This window comes from Gammaproteobacteria bacterium, from assembly GCA_029880545.1.
Taxonomy (GTDB): Bacteria; Pseudomonadota; Gammaproteobacteria; order Acidiferrobacterales; family SZUA-150; genus JAOUOD01.
In genome coordinates, this window is the sequence record JAOUOD010000002.1 from 311,125 (window position 1) to 328,661 (window position 17,537).

Annotated in this window: 16 protein-coding genes and 1 tRNA gene; 6 read left to right on the forward strand and 11 right to left on the reverse strand. The window is 55.0% G+C overall.

Going from position 1 to position 17,537, the window contains the following annotated elements:
• Positions 1 to 37: 37 nt before the first annotated feature.
• From pth to OEZ10_03615, 7 genes are all read right to left on the reverse strand, one after another.
• Positions 38 to 628 carry an aminoacyl-tRNA hydrolase gene (gene pth / locus OEZ10_03585; protein MDH5632055.1) on the reverse strand — a complete coding sequence of 197 codons (591 nt, stop codon included), beginning with the start codon at positions 626 to 628 and terminating at the stop codon, positions 38 to 40.
• 3 nt (positions 629 to 631) lie between these two features.
• The gene (locus OEZ10_03590) at positions 632 to 1,267 is read right to left on the reverse strand and encodes a 50S ribosomal protein L25/general stress protein Ctc (GenBank protein MDH5632056.1); all 636 of its coding nucleotides are present in this window, start codon (positions 1,265 to 1,267) and stop codon (positions 632 to 634) included.
• A 147-nt stretch (positions 1,268 to 1,414) separates the two neighbouring features.
• Positions 1,415 to 2,347, reverse strand: a complete 933-nt coding sequence (locus OEZ10_03595; protein ID MDH5632057.1) for a ribose-phosphate diphosphokinase — start codon at positions 2,345 to 2,347, stop codon at positions 1,415 to 1,417.
• Between the two features lie 611 nt (positions 2,348 to 2,958).
• Positions 2,959 to 3,034, reverse strand: a tRNA-Gln gene (locus tag OEZ10_03600).
• Positions 3,035 to 3,117: 83 nt separating this feature from the next.
• On the reverse strand, positions 3,118 to 3,966 hold the full coding sequence (gene ispE, locus OEZ10_03605) for a 4-(cytidine 5'-diphospho)-2-C-methyl-D-erythritol kinase (protein ID MDH5632058.1): 849 nt from the start codon (positions 3,964 to 3,966) through the stop codon (positions 3,118 to 3,120).
• 1 nt (position 3,967) lies between these two features.
• Complete coding sequence (gene lolB / locus OEZ10_03610; GenBank protein ID MDH5632059.1) at positions 3,968 to 4,579, reverse strand: lipoprotein insertase outer membrane protein LolB; 612 nt, start codon at positions 4,577 to 4,579, stop codon at positions 3,968 to 3,970.
• A 53-nt stretch (positions 4,580 to 4,632) separates the two neighbouring features.
• Positions 4,633 to 6,393: a tetratricopeptide repeat protein gene (locus tag OEZ10_03615; GenBank protein ID MDH5632060.1), complete on the reverse strand. Its 1,761-nt coding sequence runs from the start codon at positions 6,391 to 6,393 to the stop codon at positions 4,633 to 4,635.
• Positions 6,394 to 6,571: 178 nt separating this feature from the next.
• On the opposite strand from OEZ10_03615, the gene OEZ10_03620 reads away from it, so the two are divergent.
• The 5 genes from OEZ10_03620 to OEZ10_03640 all read left to right on the forward strand — a co-directional run bounded on the left by OEZ10_03620 (position 6,572) and on the right by OEZ10_03640 (position 12,516).
• On the forward strand, positions 6,572 to 8,290 hold the full coding sequence (locus OEZ10_03620) for a hypothetical protein (protein ID MDH5632061.1): 1,719 nt from the start codon (positions 6,572 to 6,574) through the stop codon (positions 8,288 to 8,290).
• 177 nt (positions 8,291 to 8,467) lie between these two features.
• Complete coding sequence (gene hemA / locus OEZ10_03625) at positions 8,468 to 9,724, forward strand: glutamyl-tRNA reductase (protein ID MDH5632062.1); 1,257 nt, start codon at positions 8,468 to 8,470, stop codon at positions 9,722 to 9,724.
• Between the two features lies 1 nt (position 9,725).
• Complete coding sequence (gene prfA / locus OEZ10_03630; GenBank protein MDH5632063.1) at positions 9,726 to 10,817, forward strand: peptide chain release factor 1; 1,092 nt, start codon at positions 9,726 to 9,728, stop codon at positions 10,815 to 10,817.
• A gap of 10 nt (positions 10,818 to 10,827) precedes the next feature.
• Positions 10,828 to 11,676, forward strand: coding sequence for a peptide chain release factor N(5)-glutamine methyltransferase (gene prmC / locus OEZ10_03635; protein MDH5632064.1), 849 nt, complete (start codon positions 10,828 to 10,830; stop codon positions 11,674 to 11,676).
• Positions 11,677 to 11,769: 93 nt separating this feature from the next.
• Positions 11,770 to 12,516 (forward strand): molybdopterin-synthase adenylyltransferase MoeB, encoded by a 747-nt coding sequence (locus tag OEZ10_03640; GenBank protein ID MDH5632065.1) that lies wholly within the window; start codon positions 11,770 to 11,772, stop codon positions 12,514 to 12,516.
• 29 nt (positions 12,517 to 12,545) lie between these two features.
• On the opposite strand, the gene OEZ10_03645 is transcribed toward OEZ10_03640, so the two are convergent.
• The 4 genes from OEZ10_03645 to OEZ10_03660 all read right to left on the reverse strand — a co-directional run bounded on the left by OEZ10_03645 (position 12,546) and on the right by OEZ10_03660 (position 16,143).
• Positions 12,546 to 13,922: an L-serine ammonia-lyase gene (locus OEZ10_03645; protein ID MDH5632066.1), complete on the reverse strand. Its 1,377-nt coding sequence runs from the start codon at positions 13,920 to 13,922 to the stop codon at positions 12,546 to 12,548.
• A gap of 95 nt (positions 13,923 to 14,017) precedes the next feature.
• A complete protein-coding gene (gene slmA / locus OEZ10_03650) occupies positions 14,018 to 14,608 on the reverse strand; it encodes a nucleoid occlusion factor SlmA (GenBank protein ID MDH5632067.1) in 591 nt (196 codons plus the stop codon).
• 39 nt (positions 14,609 to 14,647) lie between these two features.
• The gene (gene argB / locus OEZ10_03655) at positions 14,648 to 15,544 is read right to left on the reverse strand and encodes an acetylglutamate kinase (GenBank protein MDH5632068.1); all 897 of its coding nucleotides are present in this window, start codon (positions 15,542 to 15,544) and stop codon (positions 14,648 to 14,650) included.
• A 134-nt stretch (positions 15,545 to 15,678) separates the two neighbouring features.
• Positions 15,679 to 16,143 (reverse strand): Hsp20/alpha crystallin family protein, encoded by a 465-nt coding sequence (locus OEZ10_03660; GenBank protein MDH5632069.1) that lies wholly within the window; start codon positions 16,141 to 16,143, stop codon positions 15,679 to 15,681.
• A 268-nt stretch (positions 16,144 to 16,411) separates the two neighbouring features.
• On the opposite strand from OEZ10_03660, the gene OEZ10_03665 reads away from it, so the two are divergent.
• Complete coding sequence (locus tag OEZ10_03665) at positions 16,412 to 17,527, forward strand: DNA alkylation repair protein (protein MDH5632070.1); 1,116 nt, start codon at positions 16,412 to 16,414, stop codon at positions 17,525 to 17,527.
• The last annotated feature ends 10 nt before the right edge of the window (positions 17,528 to 17,537 follow it).

The window sequence follows — 17,537 nt, forward strand, 5'->3', positions numbered from 1 at the left end:
CCAAATACTTTCGGTTCGTGCCATGGCCGTCGACCCGTCAGCTATTACCATTGCCGGCATGCAGGCGATTCATCACCTTCTGGAAATTGCCGTTAATGATATCTTCCAGTTCATCCAGGGCAGCCTGGATGGCCGCGTCGGTAAGCGACTGCTCATCAGCAACTGCCTTGGTCAGCACATAGTTACTCACCTGCCGGGCGTTGCCGGGATGACCAATACCGATACGCAAGCGCATGTAGTCGCTGGAACCGAGCTTGTTGTGAATATCCCGAAGCCCGTTATGACCGCCATGGCCGCCACCCTGTTTAAGCCGAACCTCACCGGGTGGAATGTCCAGCTCATCATGAGCGACCAGCACTTCGGCCGGCTCGATCTTGTAAAACCGGGCCAGTGTAGCGACGCCATCGCCGCTGAGATTCATAAAAGTTTGTGGCTTGATTAACCAGACCGGCGAACCGGCAATCATGGCTTTACCAACATCGCCATGAAAGCGGTTTTCGTGGGCCAGCGAACAATCATAGCGCCGTGCCACGGCATCCAAAAAACGGAACCCGGCATTGTGCCGGGTTTCCGCGTACTGGTTGCCGGGATTTCCCAGCCCGGCGACGAGCTTGATGGCGCAGGCCAAGACTTACTCGCTTTCGCCGCCTTCTTCAGGCTCTTCAGCCGCAGCTTCAGAACTGCCACCACCACGAACCGCGGTAATGGTTGCCACGGCCAGGTCGTCACCACCATGGGCGAGAACGGTCAGTTCAACGCCGGCCGGCAGCTTGATATCTGACAGGTGCACTGACTCATTCTTGTGCAACGCCGACAGATTCACTTCCAGGAATTCCGGCAGATCCTTGGGCAGACAGATTACGTCGGCTTCGGTCAGCAGGTGCGAAACCAGTCCACCTTCGAGCTTGACGCCCGGCGCGGTTTCTTCGCCAATAAAGTGGAACGGTACAGACATGTGCAGTTTCTCGCTTGCAGAAATACGCTGCAGGTCAAGATGAACCACGCGTGGCTTGTACGGGTGCATCTGCACATCACGCAGAATAGCCTGATCTGAACTGTCACCGGCTTTCACTGTCAGGATTGAGGTATGAAAGTCCTCGTGCTCCAACAAGTGATAGATGGTGTCATGATCAAAAGCCAGCATTTCAGGATCCTTGCCACCGCCATAGATTACGGCCGGGATCTTGCTGGCATGACGCAGGCGGCGGCTCGCACCCGTTCCCTTGGCATCACGCTTTTCAGCGCTCAATTCGTATTGCTTACTCATGTTTTCTCTCCTGTTTGACTGCCTTCCCCGCGACCAGGGTTGGCAAACAGTTAACGATTTATAAATAACAAGAAATGAACCGGATCACATAAACCGATTCATCGCTTGGCATTTACAACTCCTGCTATTGCTCCGGGCGTCCACAGACTAGTCCAGGAACAACGAACTTACCGAATCGTCGTGAGCGATTCTCCGTATCGCTTCTGCCAGCAGCTCGGAAATACTTAGCTGCCGAATCCGGTCACAGCTTTCAGCCGCCGCTGACAGCGGTATGGTATCGGTTACCACCAGTTCGTCCAGCGCCGAGTTGCTGATCCGCTCCACCGCCGGGCCGGATAAAACCGGGTGTGTACAGTAGGCCAACACCTTGCTGGCGCCATGATCCTTGAGCGCACCCGCCGCTTCACACAAGGTGCCAGCGGTATCCACCAGGTCGTCCATCAGCACGCACGTGCGACCTTTCACATCGCCAATAATATTCATTACCTTGGCGACATTGGCCTTGGGGCGACGCTTGTCAATAATGGCCAGGTCCGCTTCCAGGTGCTTGGCCAGCGCTCTTGCGCGGACAACACCGCCGACATCAGGCGACACCACCAGCAGATTCGGATACTCACGCTTCCAGATATCTCCCAGCAACACCGGGCCGGCATAAATATTATCGGTCGGGATACTGAAAAATCCCTGGATCTGGTCCGCATGCAAATCCATGGTCAGCACACGATGCGCGCCGGCAATGGTAATCATATCTGCCACCAGCCGCGCGGTAATGGCCACGCGGGCCGTACGCGGGCGTCGATCCTGGCGGGCATACCCATAATATGGAATGACCGCGGTAATCCTGGCTGCTGATGCGCGCTTGAGCGCATCGATCATAATCAGCAGTTCCATCAGGTTGTCATTGGACGGCGCACAGGTGGACTGGATCACGAAGACATCGCGACCACGCACGTTGTCTTCAACTTCAACCATGACTTCGCCATCGCTGAATGTGCCGATGGAAGCCTTGCCCATGGGCAAGCCCAGGTAGCGCACTACTTTCTCCGCCAATGCCCGGTTAGCATTGCCGGTAAACACCATTACGTTGTCATTACCTGGATCGGGTGCCACTACCTGCTCCTGATACAACCTTCAAAAATCTGGCTGGGGCGCCAGGACCCCCTGGAACGCTTCGCGCTCACTGGGATTTCCTGAACGCGCTTCACTTGTTCTGGTCATATTCGGCCTTTGGCCTCACCCCTTCGGGGCCAGCCTTCGGCTGTTCAAATGCCTGCTCTTTCAGATCAGTCATTTGTCGAAGCCGCTTCGCGGCACTAGCATCACCGATGCGTCGCCTACGGTTCTCATCCCGTCGCTCCCAGCAATCACTCTTCGATTGATTAAGCTGGCTGGGGCGCCAGGATTATTCGGCCTTTGGCCTCACCCCTTCGGGGCCAGCCTTCGGCTGTTCAAATGCCTGCTCTTTCAGATCAGTCATTTGTCGAACCTTAAGGTTCTCATCCCGTCGCTCCCAGCAATCAATCTTCGATTGATTAAGCTGGCTGGGGCGCCAGGATTATTCGGCCTTTGGCCTCACCCCTTCGGGGCCAGCCTTCGGCTGTTCAAATGCCTGCTCTTTCAGATCAGTCATTTGTCGAACCTTAAGGTTCTCATCCCGTCGCTCCCAGCAATCAATCTTCGATTGATTAAGCTGGCTGGGGCGCCAGGATTCGAACCTGGGAATGCCGGAATCAAAATCCGGTGCCTTAACCACTTGGCCACGCCCCAATACACTTTTCGCTTTGGCCGTCGTTCATCGACCCCGCGGACCCATCCTTCAGGATCGGCCCATCAATATAAATAACTGCCGTCTACTCCGGCCATGCCGCCAGAATCGGTTCAATCGGGTGCCGATTCAGGCCGCGCGCCACAATGGCTTTCGCCGGTGGCTGGTTTGATACAACCGCTTCCGCCTGCTCCCGGGTGCTGCAAGGCAAAAATACGCAGGCGCCCGTACCAGTCATACGCGCTTCACCATATTGGCTAAGCCAATTCAACGCTTGATCAATTTGTGGATACAATGCTCGCACCACCGGCTCCAGATCGTTCCGAACCCGGCCTTCGCGGAAGTCGCGTATTGTGATGGCGGGGCTGTTACGTGTCAATTCAGGATGACCAAAAATTTCCCCGGTGGAAACAGTCGCATCCGGCTGCAAAATCACGAACCAGGGCCGTTCCAGCGACAATGGCTCCAGTCGGTCGCCCACCCCCTCAGCCCAGGCAGATGACCCGCCAATAAATACCGGTACATCGGCTCCCAGTTGCAGCCCCAGCTGCATCAGCCGGGAACGCGGCACACCGGTTTGCCAAAGTGCATTCAAGGCCAGCAACGTGGTGGCGGCATCAGAACTGCCGCCACCCAATCCGCCGCCCATGGGCAAGCGCTTGATCAAAGATATATCAACCCCTGCGCCACAACCGGTCTCCTGTTGCAACAGGCGCGCGGCCCGCACCACAAGATCCTGTTCCGGGGTCACGCCTTCCAGGTCGCTTACCCGGGCAATTCGACCAGAGTCGTTGATTTCAAACCGAAGCTCGTCGGCGATATCGATAAACTGAAATACAGTTTGCAGGAGATGGTAGCCATCAAGACGGCGCCCGGTAACATGGAGGAACAGGTTCAGCTTTGCCGGCGCCGGCCAGGAATTGACTCCGGTCACACTAACCCCGCTTGACCCATTGACTGATGACCAGCCGAACGTGCAGATTCGAATCAACAGGGCTGCCGGATCGCTTTAACTCAATACTATGCGGTAACCATATGTCGCCCTGCTCGGCATACTCCAGCACGTTCAACAGCCAGCCGTCCTGCTGCAGGGTTTTTATCCGGCCTTGCCCGTTCAGTGTAATTATTTTGTCCTTGCCCGGTACCGGCAGTCCGCGCAACCAGTACAGCATATTTTCCAGCGGCAAGGCCCAGCCCGTGGTCTGCCACAGAAGCTGCTGCGCATTCGCGGCGACGTAGACGTTCTGTTCCGCATCAACCAGCCGGGCGCCGTCATCAGCAATGGTGATTCTCACCGCCCCGGCACCAAACGGCCCGGAAAGATCGATCTGTTGTCCCGGGTCATGATTTTGCCAGCGAAGATTGAGCTGCCAGGCATCCCGATCCATGGTCAATGCCACCCGGCCTCGCAGGTCCCATTGCGTTAATGCCTGCAGTTTCTGGCGATGCTGTTGCCAGGCCTGCTGTTGATCATCAACAACAGGAAGCGTCGCCTGGCAGGCCGAGAGCAATACCAACAATAGCGCAAGCGGAGCCCTGAGTGTCATATGCTGCAACCTGGAAAGACCGCGATGGCCGGTACGCTGATTGATAAGGATATTTATTGCTTGAACTTTCGAATCACGCCCTGCAGCGATTCATTATCCGGCGTCAGCTTCAGTGCGCGATGCCAGACATGCTCCGCTTCCTTGCGCTCTCCGATAATCCACAGCACCTCGCCCAGGTGCGCGGAAATCTCGGCATCATTGCGAATAGCCAGTGCCCGCTTGAGATACTGGACAGCCTCCTGATAATTGCCCAACCGGTATTGAACCCAGCCCATGCTGTCCAGAACAAAGGCATCGTCCGGCTTGAACAACAGCGCCTTTTTCAGCAGCACCAGGGCTTCCTGGTGACGATCGGTCCTGTCTGCAAGCGTGTAGCCCAACGCGTTCAGAGCATGAACATTATCGGGATCTTTTTTCAGAATATAGCGAAGATCGCCTTCAACCATATCGAGGTTATCGAGCTTTTCCGCGATCAAGGCCCGGGCATAACGTATTTCGGTATCATCTGGCGACTCTTTCAGCGCCGCGGTCAATACTTTCAATGCTTCCCCGAACTGCCTTGCCTCGCGAAGAATCTGCTCTTCCGTCAGCACTATCTGCGAGCGCTGCGTATCATTTTCGGGAACCAGCTTGTGCAGCCGGTCACGCGCGGTATCCAGGTTGCCATGGCGCGCTATCGAAATGGCTGCACGGGTCTGCGCATCAAGGTAAAAACGCGGGTCCGAGATGTCTTCGTACCAGCGAATCGCGGTTTCGTAATCATGGCGCTTGTCAGCCACCTGGCCCAGATACAGTCTCGCCTGGTCACTGTCCGGTTTCAGTTCCAGGTGCCGCTCAAGATACTTGCGTGCATCATCCAGCCGTTCCGCCTGGACCGACAACACGCCGACAGCAAGAATGGCGTCAGCGTCATTAGGGGTAGACTTGATGACGCGTTTGAATTCCTTGCTGGCACGCTCCCACTGCTTCCTGTCCACCAGGAAACGGGCATAGTTCAGGCGCACGTTACTGGCACCGGGATTATCATCAAGGAAAGACCGGTAAAACTGTTCCGCTTTGTCCAGCTCATTCTGACCAATAAGGATACGACCCTTGTACAGCGCCGCATCTTCCCAGCCGGGTTTGTGCTTCAGCGCACTACTGGCTGCTTGCGATGCTGTGGCCAGATTGTCGGCACGCACGCTCAAGTGCGCCAGCGCCAGCCAAGCATACGGATTTTTCGGATATACCACGGTCAGGTTCTGCATGACCTCCATGGCAGCATCACGATTCTTCTGGCGCGACAGCATGCCACCGATACGTAAAAACACCGTACCAAGCAGGTTTTTCTGATCAGCAAGTTGCAGTGCCTGCTCCAGGTGCAGCTGGGCGCGGGCGGGCTGATCAAGCTCGAGCAATGTAGTGGCCAGGGATTCGTGCGCAGTCTGGTTATCCGGTTCGATTTCGGTCCACAGCTGGCCCGCCTGGGAACCTTCTTTAAACTGGCGCGCGTAAATTGCTGCCTGCGTGGCGCGCTCCGCCAGGCGTGGGTCACGCGTCTGTTCGGCGGCCTTAAGCAACGCCTGCACCGCGATCGCCAACTCGCCGCGCTGGCCCGCCACCTCACCTACCAGAATGTAATACAACAGTTCCGGGCTCAGCTCTGCATTGGGAAGTATACGGGATTCCGCTGATTCCAGAGAAGCATGGGGATCAGACGAGGGCTCTGCCTCGTCCCGTGTAGCCACGGTGTTACAGGCGGAAAGCAGCATCGCCGACAGCACTAGGGCTGTCAGTTTCCCGGGTAACGATTTTGATTCGGTACTTTTACTCATATTTCCCAATAATTATAGTATGCTGATATCAGACGTGCGGAAGAATTTGAAGAAATTAACGTAATTCGTGCCAGTTTGGGCTATCAGTCTGTCCCAGCTTTTCCGGCATTACAAGCGTAGCAACCAAATAATAACCGCAGAAACACACAAACAATATATTTGTCGAACTGAAATTTTCATGAAACTCTGGTTACTACTGCTGACAGCCCTGTTCGTTTTTATTCTTGGGTACCGATTTTTTGCCAAGTTGTTGCTAATCACTCTTTTTGCTCCGGTAAATATGACGGATCAACAAGAAGCTGCGGAGCCCGGGATTCGACACGCCAGATTGTCACCGCTGATTTCGTTTGGTCATTTTACAGTCACACTAATGGGAATCGGCGTGGTGCCCGGCATCGGCGTCGCCATGATCTGGGGCTGGGTACCTGCCTACCTGTGGCTGGTCGCAGGTACGACCACCTTCGGCGCCATTTACCTCATGGGCGCACTCTGGCTCAGTCAGCGCCCGGGATCACCAGGACTAATTGACAGCAGTCGACTGCTGCTGGGCGATCACGCCGCAGCTATTATGCGTGCACTACGGTATATCATCCTGGCCGGCCTTTGTGCCTGGCTGCTCTGGCTGGGCGCCTGGCTGCTGACCCGGCATCCATCCATTTCATGGGTCGCTATTGGCCAATTCCTCGCGGCATTCTGGTTGCGCCATCACTGGACCCGGCGAGGTGAACTTTACGGCCGCTCTGGACTGATTACCCATATAGCCGTCATGATTCTTGGCGCGATTGCGTTGCTGGCGATAGGACAGGTTGCGGGCATCAGCTTTGGCGGCACAATCGAGTTCAAACTGGGCGGTCACCCCCGGGGTTCGCTTGGCGCGATGACGCTCTGGGGAGCGTTGCTGTTGGCGGCCTCGCTAACCCTGGGCCAGCAAAGATACCACTGCATGATTCGGGGCCGAAGCTGGCTGGCTGGCGTCCTGATCGCCACAGTGATGCTGATTCTGACACTGGGACTTGCGATCAAGGCCCCGGTCATGAATGCGCCTGAATTCTACAGCAATGCCACAACCCCGGGCCGATACCCCTGGCTGTTCCTGGTATTGTCGGGAGGCGCCTTCGCCGGGTTCTACGCACTGTTTGCCCAGCCGCTGGCAGCACTGCAACTCAGACATATTGATGATCAGCGTCGCTGGGGATTTGGCGCTGTAAGCCTGATCGCCATTATCGCCCTGCTGTTCTGGGCGGTGCTGACCACGGCCCAGACCAACCTTGAAACCTGGCATGCCTGGGTTGATCAGGGTCAACCCTGGATACCGCTGGAATCCCTGATGACGCAAGTGATCAGCCAGGGCGGCTACCTGATCAGCGGCCTGGGTATAAGCCAGTCAGCCGGTGGCAGCCTGATCGCCCTGGCCATGCTGTTCATGACCATCGCCGGCCTGGATACCTGCATATTAATGACAACAAAGGAAACTCAAGCCCTCGCCACTCCCCGGCTGGGTCGCTGGATATCGCTCAATTACGGCAAAGTCGCTTTGCTTGCCGGCTCACTGGTAATGTTGGCGTTGTTGCTGTTTCTGAGCGCTCCCGCCAGCCTGGCCTGGCTGCTGTTTGGTATCGCCGGAATGATGCTGGCCGGTTGCGTGTTCGGGCTAATCAGCCTGCAGATTGGTCAGAAATCGCGCATCTGGCCTGCCATGGCGATGGCGGCCCTGGCCGCCTGGCTCACGGGCTTCTGGGGCCTGATGGAATCGATTGCGGTCTGGTGGACCTTGGCACCGGCAATGCTGCTACCGGCTATAATTATTACGCTGTTGTCAGCCAGCTTCATCGGATTGGTGCTACACAGGATAATCCAACATCTTCAGAAACCCCCTGTACCGAAAAACACGGAATAATGCGGTGGGCGGACTTGACACTACCAGTGCAATCGCCAGAATCCACCCATCTGTTGACTGGCCGCAGACCGGCGAGCACAAAATTGGGTAAACAACCCTGTAAATTGGCAACTATCGAGGCAGACGGAGAAAAGCTGGCGTAAAATACTTACAGGTATCAACCCGGCACGGACAACCATGCAATTACTGGCCTTCGGCATCAATCACAAAACCGCCCCGGTCGCGATACGCGAACAGGCGGCGTTCGCACCGGACAAATTGTCAGAAGCGCTACGCGATATCACTGCCAGCGGAGTCGCGGCCGAGGCAACCATTGTTTCCACCTGTAACCGGACCGAACTGTATTGCCGGATCAATAATCGACAGGACAAGGAAATTATCGACTGGTTCTGCCGCTACCACAATTTCAAAAGCGAAGACATCGAGCCCTACCTGTACCGCCATCCCGACAGCAAGGCAGTAGAGCACGCGTTTCGTGTCGCTGCCGGTCTGGATTCGCTGGTTCTCGGTGAACCCCAGATACTTGGTCAAATGAAAGACGCGTTTGCCCGTGCACACAAGGAAGGCAGTACCGGCAAATTACTTAACAAGCTGTTCCAGCACACCTTTACCGTCGCCAAGCAGGTACGCACCGATACCTCCATCGGCGCCAGCGCCGTGTCCGTGGCTTTTGCCGCGGTCTCCCTGGCCAAGCAGATATTTACTGATCTTTCCGAGCAGACCGTGTTACTGGTTGGCGCCGGTGAAACCATAGAACTGTGCGCCCGGCATCTGAACGAGCAGCACGTCAAGCAAATGATTGTTGCCAACCGCACGCTGGAGCGCGCTGAACTGTTGGCCCGGGAATTCGGCGCCCAGGCGATCACGCTGTCGGAACTGCCGACACGTCTTGCTGATGCTGACATCGTTATTTCATCCACGGCAAGCCCGCTGCCAATACTCGGCAAGGGGGCCGTAGAACATGCTCTCAAACAACGCAAACATCGACCGATGTTCATGGTCGATATTGCCGTACCACGCGATATCGAGCCCGAGGTAAACAATTTAGACGATGTTTTTCTTTATACCGTTGATGATCTCAAGGGCGTAGTAGAGGAAAACATGGCGTCACGTCAACAGGCCGCCAGGGAAGCAGAAAAAATTATTGATGTGCATGTTGTTGAATTCATGCGCTGGATTGATTCACTCAATGCTGTACCCACGATCCGGCAATTGCGCGAGGCCAGCAACGCCATAACCGAATCCGAACTGGAAAAAGCACGGGCAAAACTGGCGCGCGGCATGGAAGCGGACCAGGTTATCGAGGAAATGGCACGCGCCATTACCAACAAGTTTACCCATGCCCCAAGCAGCGTGCTCAGCGAAGCCAGCCATGACGGTGACGAATCCATGCTGGTCGCAGCACGCCGCCTGTTCAGACTCGACGACAACTAACATGCACGCCAACATCCAGGCGCAGCTGGACAATCTTGTCCAGCGAGCGGAAGAATTGAACGCCGAACTTTCCGACCCGGGAGTTACCAATAACCAGGAGCGGTTCCGCAAGCTGTCACAGGAATATGCCGAAATTACACCGGTAACCCAGAAGTACACCCAGTGGCGCAAGGCCAGTGACGATCTGGATGCCGCCGAATCCATGCTCAAGGACAGTGATGCCGGCATGCGCGACATGGCACAGGAAGAAATTGCCGATGCCTCGCAACGTATCGAAACACTGGAAACCGAACTGCAACTGCTGCTGCTGCCAAAAGATCCCAACGACAACAAGAATATCTTTCTCGAAGTGCGAGCCGGTACTGGTGGCGACGAAGCCGCGCTTTTTGCCGGTGACCTTTTCCGCATGTACAGCCATTTCGCGGAAAAACAGGGCTGGAAGGTGGAAGTGGTCAGCAGCAGTGCCAGTGAAGTCGGTGGCTACAAGGAAATCATTGCCAGGATCATCGGTCACGGAGCCTACTCGCGGCTCAAGTTTGAATCCGGCGGTCACCGGGTTCAGCGGGTGCCGGCAACCGAAGCGCAGGGACGCATTCATACTTCAGCATGCACCATTGCCATCATGCCGGAAGTAGACGAAGTGGATGCCATTGATCTTGATGCCAAGGATCTGCGCATTGACACGTTTCGCGCTTCCGGCGCCGGCGGTCAACACGTCAACAAAACCGATTCAGCCATTCGTATTACACATTTACCCAGTGGTATCGTGGTGGAATGCCAGGACGAGCGATCCCAGCACAAGAACAAGGCGCGCGCCATGTCGTTGTTGTCGAGCAAGCTGCTGAGCATGGAGCAGGAAAAACAGCATGCCGAACAGGCAGCTACGCGCAAAAGCCTGGTGGGCAGTGGCGACCGCTCCCAGCGTATTCGCACCTATAATTTTCCCCAGGGCCGCGTCACCGATCATCGCATTAACCTGACACTGTACAAGCTGGACAACATAATGATGGGCGATCTTGATGAGATCATCGACCCGCTAGTCGCAACTGACCAGGCCGAGCAACTGGCCGAGCTGGGTATGGCTTCACACTAAGTCATTCTTGATGCCAGTAACCACTGTTCAACAGGCCCTGCTCCGGGCAGCCGCACAACTGGCCGAAAGCGAAAGCCCCAAACTGGACGCGGAAGTATTGCTGCGCCATGTCACTGGTCTGAATGCCACGACATTAATCACGCAAGCCGATACCGGGCTGAATGAAACGCAACTGGCCTCATACCAGGATGTTGTTGCCCGTCGAGCCGCCGGGGAACCTGTCGCCTATATCACCGGTGCACGTGAATTCTGGACCATCAACCTGCTGGTCAACCGGCATACGCTGGTGCCTCGGCCGGAAACCGAACTTGTCGTCGAAAGTGTGCTGGAACGCGTTGACACCGACAGCGTTGCCAGGATAGCCGACCTGGGTACCGGCAGCGGCGCCATTGCCATTGCCGTCAAAGTCGAGCGACCGAAATGCGCTATCGTTGCCTGTGACAGTTCTAAGGATGCGCTTGAAGTAGCCAGCACCAACGCCAAACACAACAACACCGACATATCCTTCGTGCAAAGTCACTGGTTCGATCAACTTGCGCAACAGCGTTTTCATATTATCGCAACTAACCCGCCCTATGTTGCCCAGGGTGACCCACATTTACGGCAAGGCGATCTTCGCTTTGAGCCGGCAACGGCATTGTCTTCAGGTATCGATGGCCTCGACGATATTCGGGAAATCGTTAGCAACGCTCCGGATCACCTGCTGGATAACGGCTGGCTGATTCTGGAACATGGTTATGATCAGGGTGAAAGCGTCCGCACACTGCTGACTGAACATGGCTTCAGCAATATCTCAACGCGACGAGACCTGGCCGGGCACGAGCGCGTTACCCAGGGACAGCTTGTTCACAATCGTTAGCCCACCAATGATCCGGGGCGCCAGCTTCCTTGCGGTTGATGCGGTTCTCAACAATAATCCGATTTTGTACCAGGTTGGCACAGGGTTCTTGATATGGAAGATACGCAACTGCTTCGTTATGGTCGCCAGATCATGTTGCCACAGATCGATATTACCGGCCAGGAAAGGCTGTTGTCATCCACGGTTCTGGTTATTGGTCTTGGTGGACTGGGCTCGCCGGTTGCACTCTACCTTGCTGCTGCCGGTATCGGGCATCTTGTACTGGCTGACCACGACAAGGTCGAACTCTCAAACCTGCAAAGACAGCTGTTACACGGCACCGCCGATCTCGGCAAATACAAGACTGACTCGGCAGTCAACACATTGACCGGCATTAATCCTGAAATCACGCTGCAGCCGATAACACTAAAACTTGAAGACGGCGCGCTTGATGAAGCTATCAGCAAGGTCGATGTTGTAGTCGACGGTTGTGACAATTTCAACACTCGCTTTGCCGTGAACCGTGCCTGCGTCAGGCATCACAAACCGCTGGTATCTGGTGCAGTTATCCGTTTTGAGGGGCAGGTCAGTGTTTTTGATTCGCGCAATGCAGCAAGCCCGTGTTATCACTGCCTGTATCCTGAGCAGGGTGAACACCGCGAAACCTGCAGCGAAACCGGCGTTCTTGCTCCGGCAGCCGGTATCATTGGCAGCATCCAGGCCGCTGAGACCATCAAGGTGTTGTTGGGAATTGGCGAGCCCTTGGTCGGCCGGGTATTGGTCTTGGACGCGCTGACCATGGAGCTGCGACAAATCAGGCTGAAAAAGGATACTGCTTGCCCCGTTTGCAGCCAGGCCTGACTTCGGACGATTGATGCAGGGATACTGCGTCAACACTCTGTAAGACTGACAGCAAGTCCACCTAGTGACGTTTCCTTGTACTTATGCGACATTTCCAGGCCGGTTTGTTTCATCGCGGCAATACAACTGTCGAGCGGCATAAAATGTTGACCGCTTCCTCTCATCGCCAGTGATGCTGCAGTAAACGCCTTGATCGCCCCGAAACCATTACGCTCTATACACGGTACCTGTACCAGGCCGCGGACAGGATCACAGGTCATGCCAAGATGGTGCTCCAGCGCAATTTCGGCTGCATTCTCCACCTGCTGTGGCGTACCGCCGCGAATCGCGCAAAGCCCGGCCGCCGCCATGGCCGACGCCGAGCCCACTTCGCCCTGGCAGCCAACCTCGGCTCCGGAAATGGAACTGCGATGCTTGATAATGCCGCCAATAGCAGCAGCGGTCAGCAGGAACTCGTGCACTTTTTCCCGATCCGCATTTTCATGCCTGACCATATAATAAAGCACCGCCGGTATGATACCGGCAGCTCCATTAGTCGGCGCTGTAACCACCATGTTGCCTGCCGCATTTTCCTCGTTCACCGCCATGGCATAGGCGCACAACCAGTCATTAACAGTTACACCGGCAGCATCCTGCTGCAACTGTTTGTATAGATTCCCGGCTCTGCGAGAAACATTAAGCCCGCCTGGCAAGACGCCATCAGCAATCAATCCTTTCTCGATACAGGCACACATGGAAGCCCATATGGCATCCAGCCCGTGCTGCAGTTGCTCTACAGATATATAATCCAGTTCATTAACCGTTTTCATCGCGGCAATGGATTTGTTGTTCTGCTCCGCCATACTCAACATGGTGGTGGCGGAATCAAAAGGATAGGTGCACGCGGTCGCGGATTCCATCTTGAGCGGGGCTTCAAGGCTTCCGATTTCATCACCGGTAACAATAAAACCACCACCAATGGAAAAAAAGATCTTTGAAAGAATGGCGTCACCATGGTCGTCAACCAGATCGAATATCATGCCATTCGGATGCTCCGGCAATGGCTCGCCCGTATCAAATATAATGTCTTTTGAAGGATCAAAACCAACCCGGACATTGTCGCCGATTGATACGGAATCGGCTTGCCAGAGCTCCGTTACCAGGGCATCAATATCACGCTCAAGCAACTGGGTCGGCTCATAGCCATGCAACCCAAGCGCAATGGCACGATCCGTCGAGTGTCCTTTGCCGGTAAACGCCAGCGAGCCCTTTAGCGTACACCGTATCCGGGGTGCAGCGAGCTGCTGAATGCGTCCGTCGTGATCCAGGGAAGCCAGGAACTGCCTGGCCGCCACCATGGGACCCAGCGTATGGGAACTGGATGGACCAATGCCAATCTTGAATAATTCCAGAACACTAATGAACATAATCAACAATACCTTGAACAGGTTAAGTGATCGTTGCTGAAATCAGCAGCAAACGGGTAATCGATCCAGGCTCCCGACTGCCCTGCCGACTGAAATCAGCCGGCAGAGAAAATAGTTTCCTGGAGCATCTCCCACTGATCGTTCCAGCCTTCCAGTGGAGACTGCCGAAAACCGGAACGAACAAAGCGGGCTATATGGCCCTCGAGAACTGCAGACAATAACCTTGCCGATGCCGTAACTGATCGCCGGGTAACACCATCGATCCCGGCCTCGCGCAGTATTTGTCGCAACTGGGTTTCAATGCGGTCATGTACCTGTGCCATGCGGTCACGAAGACGCGGTGTCTCGCCAACCAGGGCATCACCCTGCAACAATCGGCTAATACCCGGGTTCTTGTCAGCGAATCCCAGTACCAGCAGCATAATCTGCTGAATGCGCGCATCAGCAGTCTTCTGTTCTTCCAGGATCATGCTGACCCGGGTAAAAATCGCTTCCTCAACAAACACTATCAATGACTCAAACATCTCCTCCTTGCCGGAGAAGTGCCGGTACAGCGCTGCTTCGGATACGCCAACCTCTTTTGCCAGCGTGGCAGTGGTAATGGATCTGCCCTGCTGTTCTTCGAGCATGCGTACCAGTGTCTGCAGTATCTGTTCGCGTCTTTCGCCTTTTTGCGGTCTGGGCATTATTGTTTTCCTGGCTCCCGTGTTCGGCCGAGCTCTCGCCTAACCATGAATCAATGTACCCACACCGTCATCAGTAAAGACTTCGAGCAATACCGCATCGGTTACACGACCATCAATAATATGAGCGGAGCGGACGCCGGACTTGACCGCATCAAGGGCGCAGTTAATCTTGGGCAACATTCCGCCATGGATAACACCTTCAACGATAAGTGCATCCACTTCCGGCGCACTCAACCCGGTCAGCAACTTTCCATCGGCGCCAAGAACGCCGGCGGTGTTGGTAAGCAGGACAAGCTTTTCCGCCTTCAGTACACTGGCCAGCTTGCCGGCCACAATATCGGCATTGATATTATAAGTCTGCCCGTCCTTGCCGACACCTACGGGGGCAATGACAGGAATAAAGTTCTGGGTATCCAGAAGGCTGACTATCGACGGATCTATGGATTCGACTTCACCAACATGGCCAATATCAATAATCTCGGATGGCAACTTGGTATCCGCTGATGGTTTCTTGAGCTCAAGCTTGCGCGCATGAATCAGGCCACCATCCTTGCCTGTCAGGCCAACTGCACGGCCACCATGACGATTGATCATGCTGACGATTTCCTTGTTGACCAGGCCACCCAGCACCATCTCTACCACATCCATGGTTTCACGGTCAGTTACGCGCATGCCTTCAACAAACCGGCTTTCCTTGCCAATACGCTGAAGCAGCTGGCCGATCTGCGGGCCACCGCCATGAACCACCACCGGGTTCATGCCTACCAGTTTCATCAAGACAACATCCCTGGCGAAACCTTCCTTGAGCTTGTCGTCGACCATGGCATTGCCACCGTACTTGATGACAATAGTCTTGCCCTGGAACCGTTGAATATACGGCAGCGCTTCCAGCAACACACTGGCGCGTTCGGATGCTGATTTTTCTGAAAGACTCATGTGTCCAACCTGTTATGACCGGGTAAAAGCTGACAGTCCCAAGTGTATGATAATGTCCCGGTAGCGGGCAACGTCCGGCCAAAACAAAAGGGCCGCTACTGCGACCCTTTCATCAACCGGACTGCGCCAGGCAATTATTTGACATCAACGGATATCTTTTTCGGCTTGGCCGCTTCAGCCTTTGGCAGCACAATCTCCAGAACCCCGTCTTCATAAACGGCCTTGACCTTGCTGCCATCAATATCACGGCCCAGGCGAAGACTGCGCACGTAGCGACCGTAACGACGCTCCTGCCGCAACAGGCGTCCGGCTTTCTCTTCTTCGGTCTGCTGCCGGGTCTCGGCAGTAATGGTTAAAACACCGCTTTCAAGATTGATATCGATATCTTCTTTCCGGATACCCGGCATATCAGCCTGAACCAGGAAATCGTGTTCACGCTCACGGATATCCATGGCCGGAACCAGGTCTTCACTGGTTGCTTCTTCCAGCCAGCGATCCGGGCGGAAGAAACTCTCAAATACATTATTAAAGTCATTACCCCACACACTGGTCTGGGGTGCGCTGCGACGACGAATAGCGCGAGGTGTAATGGTACTCATGTTCGTATCTCCTGCGGGCCAATGCCCGACCTGAAAGTTGGACAAATCAATAACCGGATCAATCCATGTTGTTTTTCAAATGGGGTCGAACACTGCGGATTCAACCCCCGAGCCCGCCCGGCAACCGGGCCTGTAAACAGCGTGGCTTTGCAGGTAAAACAATGGGGCTGGTTCCGGCGCTTTCAAGTCCCGGGCTTCAGTTGTCAGCTGTTTCCGTGCATAGTGTTGCGATCGCGAACACGCTTACAGGGAAACCCGGGAACGGTTTATGGCATCTCGACATCTGATGAAAGACGGTCTCGACAACCGGGCCGTGAAACAACTGGCAAAAAGCCTGGCCAACACCTGGCCAGCATTCCCGACCAGGCAATTCGAGCACGATGCGATCAACGGCCTGAAATCGCTCGAACTGAAACAGCGGGTCAGGCACCTGGTTGCCGTAATGCACAGGCATCTGCCACAAGACTTTCGCAAGGCCGTGCCGATACTTGTATCGCTTAAAGACCACTGGAATGATGGCCGCCAGGACGATGTCTGGCGCAGCTTTGCTGCGTGGCCAATACTTGACTACATTGGAACGCATGGGCTCGATCGGCCGTCACTGGCGCTGGATGCACTGCAGCAACTGACTTCACTGTTCACCGCCGAATTTGCGATTCGACCTTTTATTGCCCATCACCGCGATCTGACCCTGACAACGCTGGAACACTGGTGCCAGCACGACGATCATCATGTGCGTCGACTGGTATCAGAAGGTACACGACCGAGGCTGCCCTGGGGTACGCAACTGGCCGACTTTGTCCGCAATCCCCGACCCGTACTGCCGTTACTGGAACAGCTTAAGGATGACCCCAGCGATTATGTGCGACGATCGGTCGCCAATAACCTGAATGATATTTCAAAGGATCATCCGGATATCATGATCCGGATGGGCAAGAAGTGGTTGCGTAACGCGGGCAAGGAAAGGCAATGGATTGTACGCCACGCTGCACGCAGCCTGATCAAGGCTGGACATCCACACGCATTTGCATTGCTGGGTTATTCCGTGGAAACCCGCGCCAACAAATGTCAACTCGTACTGGAACGGAAAAAAATATACATGGGGGAAACCCTTGAATTTTCGGTGGCACTGAAGGCACCGGGAACAAGACCGCTAGACGCTGTAATCGATTATCGAATTGATTTTGTCAAAGCTAATGGCTCGTCAAGACCGAAAGTATTCAAACTGCGCAATGTTCATCTGTCCAAAGGTGAGACCGTGAATCTGAAAAAACTTCATTCATTCAAATTTATCACGACGCGCAGGTACTATCCCGGCCGACACGGCATTGCAGTAACGCTGAATGGCCGGGAAATCTGCAGCGACTGGTTTGAACTTCTGTAATCAGTTTGAA